The organism is Robinsoniella sp. (assembly GCF_034124845.1).
The window spans coordinates 1-7,740 of the sequence record NZ_JAWYAJ010000098.1; the positions used below are offsets into that span (position 1 = coordinate 1).

General features: G+C 42.8%; 4 protein-coding genes. 1 reads left to right on the forward strand and 3 read right to left on the reverse strand.

What is annotated here, in order from left to right:
* Positions 1-253: 253 nt before the first annotated feature.
* Both ACH2DQ_RS04895 and ACH2DQ_RS04900 read right to left on the reverse strand, forming a co-directional pair.
* Positions 254-739 carry an amidase domain-containing protein gene (locus ACH2DQ_RS04895; protein WP_394910655.1) on the reverse strand — a complete coding sequence of 162 codons (486 nt, stop codon included), beginning with the start codon at positions 737-739 and terminating at the stop codon, positions 254-256.
* A 179-nt stretch (positions 740-918) separates the two neighbouring features.
* Complete coding sequence (locus ACH2DQ_RS04900) at positions 919-5,001, reverse strand: glycosyl hydrolase (RefSeq protein ID WP_394910656.1); 4,083 nt, start codon at positions 4,999-5,001, stop codon at positions 919-921.
* A gap of 263 nt (positions 5,002-5,264) precedes the next feature.
* Between ACH2DQ_RS04900 and ACH2DQ_RS04905 the strand changes: the two genes are divergently transcribed.
* Complete coding sequence (locus ACH2DQ_RS04905; RefSeq protein WP_394910657.1) at positions 5,265-6,344, forward strand: AraC family transcriptional regulator; 1,080 nt, start codon at positions 5,265-5,267, stop codon at positions 6,342-6,344.
* Positions 6,345-6,479: 135 nt separating this feature from the next.
* Here the strand turns inward: ACH2DQ_RS04905 and ACH2DQ_RS04910 are convergent.
* Positions 6,480-7,740, reverse strand: a 1,261-nt coding sequence (locus ACH2DQ_RS04910) for a glycoside hydrolase family 36 protein (RefSeq protein WP_395025791.1), incomplete at its 5' end; no start/stop codon positions are given.

A 7,740-nucleotide genomic window follows, 5' to 3' on the forward strand; every position in this document is an offset into this window, starting at 1 on the left:
ACCCCTGCATACCGCTGACGGGTCTGCGGTACTGCTTCAATAGAAAGTATGGAACAAAAAGCGTTACATACTTTATCCTCATGTTCTTAATCCAAAATAAAAATCAATGTCAGTTCTTCTTACCATAGTATAACGCATTTATATTTATCAAACAACATGTAATTTTATAATTTACCTTACCGATCAATTATAATATTTCTCCATTTATCCTTAATTTCTCCATTTATGCAGAACGTCCATCCCGAAAAAATCATCAATACCCCCGCACCCCCAGTATATGCAAATACCTTACCTGATCATAGACATAACTGTCCAGGGGTCTTAAGTATGCGTCAAACGTATGTGCCGCCACAAAAATATTCTGGTCTGTCACTTTTACAATGACAGGACTGTGATAAAAGAAACCGTCGGATGTTCCCAGCTGTAAGATGTCTCCCGGCACTGCCTCATCTGCTTTCACTTCTTCTGCATAAGGTCCCACCCCTTTATTTTTTGTGAGAAAATTATAGAGATATTGTACACCTGTCCAGGAAGGGGTACGGTTGCTGCTGCTGTAATAATACCATCCATATAATTTTGTGGGATTCATGACCTGGCTGCCTGCATAAATGCATTGGGACGCAAAGTTTGTACAATCTCCTCCCAACTTCTCAAAATCCAGGTAGGCAGGATTTCTCCCAAAAGCCCACTTTTTTGCATAGTCTAAAACTTTATTTCTCTGATATTCTAACTCTCTCATAATTGGCATCACCTATATCGCCGGCAGACCTGCGATTTAGAGCGAAATTTAAAATTGCGCTCAAGAGCGTGTTTTATATAATTTATGTCTGCTGACTGAAATGGTGACTGGAAAAATCCGTATCAGAAAGCATACAAAGTATATGCCTCTGATACGGATTTCCTATTTGTACCTGAATTTTAAAGCTGATATCCTTTTGCCGGAGAAAGTTTCCCATAAATTTTCTGGTTATGAACTATCCGGTAACTTCTTACTTTAAAGTAATACTTTTTATTCTTCTTCAGCCCTTTTTTGGTGTATGATACCGTCTTGCCTTTTGCAATGGTTTTTATTTTTTTGTAGCCGCTGCCTTTTTTACCAGACATCCAAATTTCATATCCACTTACCTTGCTCTGCTTTTTCCAGGTGACTGTTACTTTTGAGGATTTACCTGTCAGCTTCGTAATTACTGCGGTATTGGGCTTCGTTGCAGTTTTCAGGACTGCTCCGTCTGCATATACTTTTTTGCCGTCAATTATTTGATAAGCCTGCACTTTGAATTTGTAAATGTATCCGGGTGATAATCTGGAACCGCTTTTACCTTTCAGGCGGCTGACTTTGTAAGTATTTTTAGTGCCTTTTACATCTGCCGCTGTTACATATTTTTTCTTGCTGCTGTCATAACGCAGGATTTTATAGCCGTCTGCTTTTGCTGATTTGTTCCATTTCAGTTCTATACTGTTTGTGGTGCGGCTTTTTACTTTTAAGGAAGATACCTTTGCCGGCTTTACGGTAATGCTACACTGTGCTGACTGGCTGCTTCCATCCTGTGCCGTTACTTTTATTACAGCCTTACCAGCTGATTTTGCTGTTACTTTGCCTGTATTTCCATCTACTGCCGCGATTTGGGAATCACTGGAGGTGTAAACAACCTTTTTATTTGAGGCATTTTCCGGGTAAATACCTGTGGATAACTGAACTGTTTTTCCTATATCCAGCGTCTTAGCACTGATATTTAATGTGACTTTGCTTACGGGAACTGCTTTATCCGTTACTTTTACAGCAAAAGAAGCTGTCATTCCCTGGTAAGATACGGTAATGGTCTGAGTTCCAGACTTTGTTTTATCATAACCACTTATGGTGTAACCGGCAATTCTGCCGGTTGTGCCGTCTGCATAGGCCGCACTTACCTCTAGTCCGGTTAAATCCAGATCTTCTCCGGCTGTATAAGACGTTTTTACCGGGTTTTTCGTAATTGTTATTGCATTGAGTTCTTTCTGGGTAAATCCCATGGTAACAGGGCCTTCCAGTCCGGTGTCCACCAGTGCATCATTATAGCGGTTATATTTTCTGGGTGTTACCGTTATCTGGATTTCATTTTTCCCTGTTTTTAACAAGTTGGAAATATCCAGGGTATAGGGAGCATAAAGTACGTTTCCGGCTTCTTTGCCGTTGACGGTTACCTTTGCCGCTGTATATACATTGCCAAGGTCCAGCACTGCTTTTTTGCCGCTTAGATCCCCATTCAAGGTGTAAGTTGCCTGATATACGCCGTCTGCCGAAACTTTCTGCAGTTCACCCCCCTGGAATTGGGGAACATTCCATTTTCCCAGAACTTCGCCGGCATAAGTCACCGTTTTCGAATCACCGTTTTCCTGTCCAATATTATCGGCGGTTACCGTAAGTTTTTCTACAGAAACATCTTCTGTATAATCTGCTGCTGCAGTGTCTAAGGTATCCGGGATTCCTTTGCTTAACACCTCCTGGTCAAATTCTGCACCTGCGGGTTCACAAAGGAGTGCGACCGCCATGCTTCTGGTGGAAGACAGTGTATCTGTGCCGGCTTTCATCGTCATTGTAATGGTATGATCTGCATTTTCCTGTGCCTCATATATGTTTCCGTTATTTAAATCCATCCAGTAGTAATTCTGATAATCCCCATTGATCAAAAGGGTAACTTCATTCTGGCTTTCTCCAATATTTCGAATATATACCAGTTCACCGCCATCTTCTAAAGTACGCCTGTTAAATCTCAGGCTTGTATTTGTGGCATAGGACACTTTCGGAGTGGAGACGTTAGCCAGAACAGCTGCCAGATCCTCTATGGAATTAGCCAGGATACCGGTCTGGTTCTCCAGCATGGCTGCGGCTGTGTCGGCTACTTTCTGATTCTCGGCCGCATAGTTGCCATCCGCATATCCCGGCTGTGCATTTGGCATATTGCCATAGAATATAATATCTGCTCCTGCTTCCGCCATTTCCGAGAGTTTCATCATGGTATCCACAGGCAGCTTGGAGGTCTCTACTATAATGGCATCGTAATCCATATTTCCGCCATTTACCAGGATCTTTCCGTCGGTATACTGGGTATCTGCTGAAACGATGCTGTCATCATTTACTGCATCCCAGGTGTATCCGTTATAGTTCATAGCTTTTACCGCATCTGTTTCTGATAGGCTCCCGTTAAATGGCATATACAGAGCTACGTCTTTGCTGGCTTTACCCTGCTGCATCAGGTAATTGGCGCGGGATGCATAAGCATTCATCTGGCTGAAATATGGCGACAGGGTATTGCTCTTTGTAACGTTGATTCCCGTAGTCGGCATAGGAGACCATCCCTCTTCTCCGTATTGGTCAGAGCCGGCACCATAGCGGTAATTAAATCCATGATAGAAAAAATTGTTCACGCCGCTGGTTGCCATGATGTCATATCCCACTTTTACCTGTTCCAGTGTGTTTTTAAACGGTGTGCAGCCAAGTGTATATTGCTCACAGGTAACCAGATTTCTGCCATACAGATGTGCACCGGAGGCCACTCTTATTAAAGAAAATTCGTTTGCCTGCTCCGCTTCCGGTATATCCACATATTTTGCTGCGCCAATGGTATCGATTGGAGGATTATAAGCTTCCTGGCGGTATAAAAGCCCATAGCTGTTCGCAGAAGCTTCAAAAGCAGCCAGGCCTTCCTGGAACTTCTGATTTACCAGCGTATTATAGTCATATGTAATCCTGCTTTTCTCATTGGCATCCAGGGAATATGTTAAGAAACTGTCCTTGGTTCCAAGTCCCATATAGAAAGGAGCGGCACTGTACTGCTTATATACAGTCGGCAGATATTTTGTAAAATCATAGCCCAGTCCATTCGTAATGCTGTCTTTTGCCAGGGCGTACAGATCTTTCGTGTAATACATATCCGAATAAAATTCATAGCTGTCATTAAATACGGCTCTGATATTCTGATGGTTCTGAAGAATCTGATTTAAATTTGCCTCTCCCAGCCAATCATTAATGTATTCCGTAACTTTGGCACTGTCCATATGATCAACCACAAACCAGTCATTGGCACAGTCGATTGCCTTACCGCCGGAAGGAAGATAGTAAAGTGCAATCACTTCATAATCTTTTTCTGTATCTATTTTATCCAGAATTTCCTGGCTGAACACCACTTGTCCCTCCTGAATCATTTCATCTTCGGCATCAATAAAGTAACTGTTATCCATATTCAGTTCCAGCTGGTTGCTGTAAGTCTTTGTAACGGTTTCTCCACTGGAATCTTTCGTCTGAAATTCATTATATGCTGGCGTAGGTCCCATAAATGAAGTACCGGGAACAAATTCCATACCCTGATTCCCTGTAAGTTCCCCAATCAGTACACCCTGAAGTTCCACCAGGCTTTCATCTAAAGTCCCTTTTGGATGATTCTCGGTATAGAACAGACTTTGTTCCAATTCCGGAAGGTCAATTGCTTTTGCAGATTTCTCCTGGGAAAGCGCCTCATTTCCCTTATCCTGAAGTTCCTGTCCGCTGATTGTGACCCTTCCAAGTGCCATATTTCCCATGGAATCTTCCAGTGTGACGTTCTGGCTGTTGGCATTCCATCCCGAGCCCATATTCAGATCTACCACAATATCTTTTTCTTCTGCCATGGTGATTGCTTTATCCAGCAGTTCATAGAACTGTGGCGTATAGATGGACTTGATCTGGTCTTCATCATTGTTTACCGCCTCAATTTTACCAAAAGGATTTATCTCCACATAACCAAATCCATTGACAGCCAGATAGTCGATCTCTGTCTGGAGTTCCGTTTCATCCACGGCACCTCCCGGCCACCACCAGCGCACGCCCGGTCTGTAATCCATTCCCGGCTGCTTAAATTCCTCACTGCTGATTGCACTTCCTGAAGCTGCTTTTACATTTAATACTTCCACTCCAGGCACTGACCACAGTCCTGCTGCCATGGATGCCGCCAGTAAAGCGGCTATTACCTTTTTTCTTTTTTTCATTTTCAGCCCTCCTGATTCTTCTTTGGTTCCCGGGGCAGCCATTTGGTACTGCTCCGGTAACATTATCCACATTTTAGCACTTTTCTTTTTTCAATCATTGTATATATCTCTCTTCTCCATTGTATTTTTATGACTTTTTGCTATTTACTCTTCCATCTTTTTCTGTTTTGCTGTACAATAATACTCATATAAGGAAAATATGATTTTAAAAGTTTATGATGATTCGTCATTTCAACCACCAAAGAAAGGTTTCGTCGTAAATTATGGAAAATCCTGTTTTAAGTATCATACAAACGATCGAAGAGAAATTAATGGAATTTAACCCTATGGAAATTGTGTGCCGGGATATGTACCGGATGAAGCACGGGTTAGATCATTGCTCCCAATCGGAGCGGAGACGGCGAATAGAAAAGTACCGTGAGCTTTTCCCTGAGATTTCCAGCGGAACAGAGCAAATATCACATGTACTTACAGAAGAGATGTTTCAAATGGAATCCAGCATCGTGGTAATCAAACACTGCCGCTTCCTGCCTCCCCGTCTTCATACCCATGCTTTCTTTGAATTATTTTACATTGCAAAAGGAGAATGCATCCACACCTGTCATTCCCATGATTACCACCTGAAGGAAGGCGATTTCTGCTTATGGGAATATAATTCTCCCCACAAGATTTGTTCCTACTCGGATGATTTTATCGGAATTAATATTTTAATAAGGCAGAATTCATTTGATTCTATCTTTTTTGAATTATTATCGGAACAGAGTATTCTTTCTAATTATTTTAAGAGTATTTTGTATGGTAATACTGACCATCCGATGATTATTTTCAGAACCGGCAGCGATGTTCTGATCCGGTATTACATTTACCGGATTTACGATGAGTTCCGTGAGAAGGAGCCTTACCACCAGAATATGATCAGCAATTATCTGAATACCGTACTGATTATTCTTCTGCGGGAACATATCCGCAATGTAATTACAGCCCAAAAACCTTCCTGTGATCAGCGGCTGCTGGGCATTCTGGAATACATACAGAAGAATTACAATACGGTTACTTTTTCAGACGTCTGCCGCCACTTTAATTATTCCTCTTCGTATTTAAGCCGTTTAATCAAAAAATCCTTCGGACTGTCCTTTTCTCAGATCGTTCAGCATAAGCGTATGGAAAAAGCGAGCTGGCTTCTAAAAGAAACGGATATGACAGTTTCTGAAATTGCAGCGGAAATCAACTGTTCGGATGCCAGCCATTTTTGCCGGATCTTTGCAAAGGAATACCACATGCCGCCTGTGAAATTCAGAGAAATGCAGAATGAACCGCTGCAGCAATCCAGTAACGTGATATAGAAAAGGTTCACTTTCTTAAAATAATATGGGGAAACGAAAAGCCCTGACAGTTTTGCAGATTCTGTTCTGCAACTAAACTGTCAGGGTTTTATTTGTATATTTTTGAATATTAACATGAAATATTTGGGACTATTCCTATCTGCTTTTCAAAAGTATTGCCACCGCTTTAAAGTTTTCTGCGGGCCGGTAATACAAAGTCTGTTCTTTCAGCGTAACTTCTACCTGTGTGTCCGAATATAAGTCAGCAAGCTCCCACCCACTGCTATCCGGCAGCGGGATCTGAATCATCTCCGGCAATTTACCTGCAAATGTATGCAAAACCACATAGGCATCATGCTCTTCTCCCATGCGGACCAATCCCTGCCATCCCTCCGGATTGCGCACGCTGTTGATATCCGGTCCAAAGCGGAAGGATTTTCCATACTTAATGATCCCGGCAATTTTTTTATAAAATGCGATTCCGGCATCGATCAGCCCCCATTGCTGCGTATTTAATTCCGTCACATCACCGGAAATGCACATCCTGCCCAGAAATGTATTGGCAATGGAATAAGCGATCCTTTTTAAGGAATCTTCTTTGCGGATCACAGCCCAGATCTGGCTCTGTCTCGGTAAAATGCAGCGGTGGAGATTGGCTGCTATAATGGGGATCTCCACACATTCATGCGCATCCGAGAATGATGCCATACTGGTTGCCTGCATGAAGCCCGGCTCCAGACGGTGTCCTCCGGAAGCACAGTTTTCCAGCACAATTCCGGGAACTTCTTCCTTCACTTTCTCCATGAATTCCATGGTTGCTTCTATTTTCTGGCGCAGTGCTTCTCCCAGGGATTCCGCTCCATCGCAACCGATTCCAATCGTATCATTATAATCAATCTTCATATATGTAAAGCCGTATTTTTTCAAAGTGCCGATTACCCGGTCTGTGAGATAGGCCTCTACCCAGGGATCCTGCATATCCCAGAATCTTCTCATATCTGTGGTCAGCACTTTTCCATCCCGTTTCAGTAAATGTTCCGTCATCTGATATGCCTTGGATGCACGGCCCGTATTTTCGATTTCAAACCAGATTCCAGGCTCTAAGCCCGCTGCTCTAATTGCTTCTACCGTCTTCGCCAGCCCCTCCGGAAACAGGTCTTTCGATACCTCATAATCTCCCATGCTGATATCCCAGGGCACTCCTTCTTCTTTATACCATCCGCAGTCAATTACAAAATAGGTAAATCCTTTACCCCGGACTGCTTCCAAAATACTGCTGATATTCTTGTGGGACGGACATCCCCAGGTGGTACAATATTCATTGAATACGATTGGCAGCCCATTTTCTGTCTCCGGAGCCTGATCTGCACCTTCCTCTCCTGACTTGGTAAGCCGGTATGAAATGTCATCTATATCC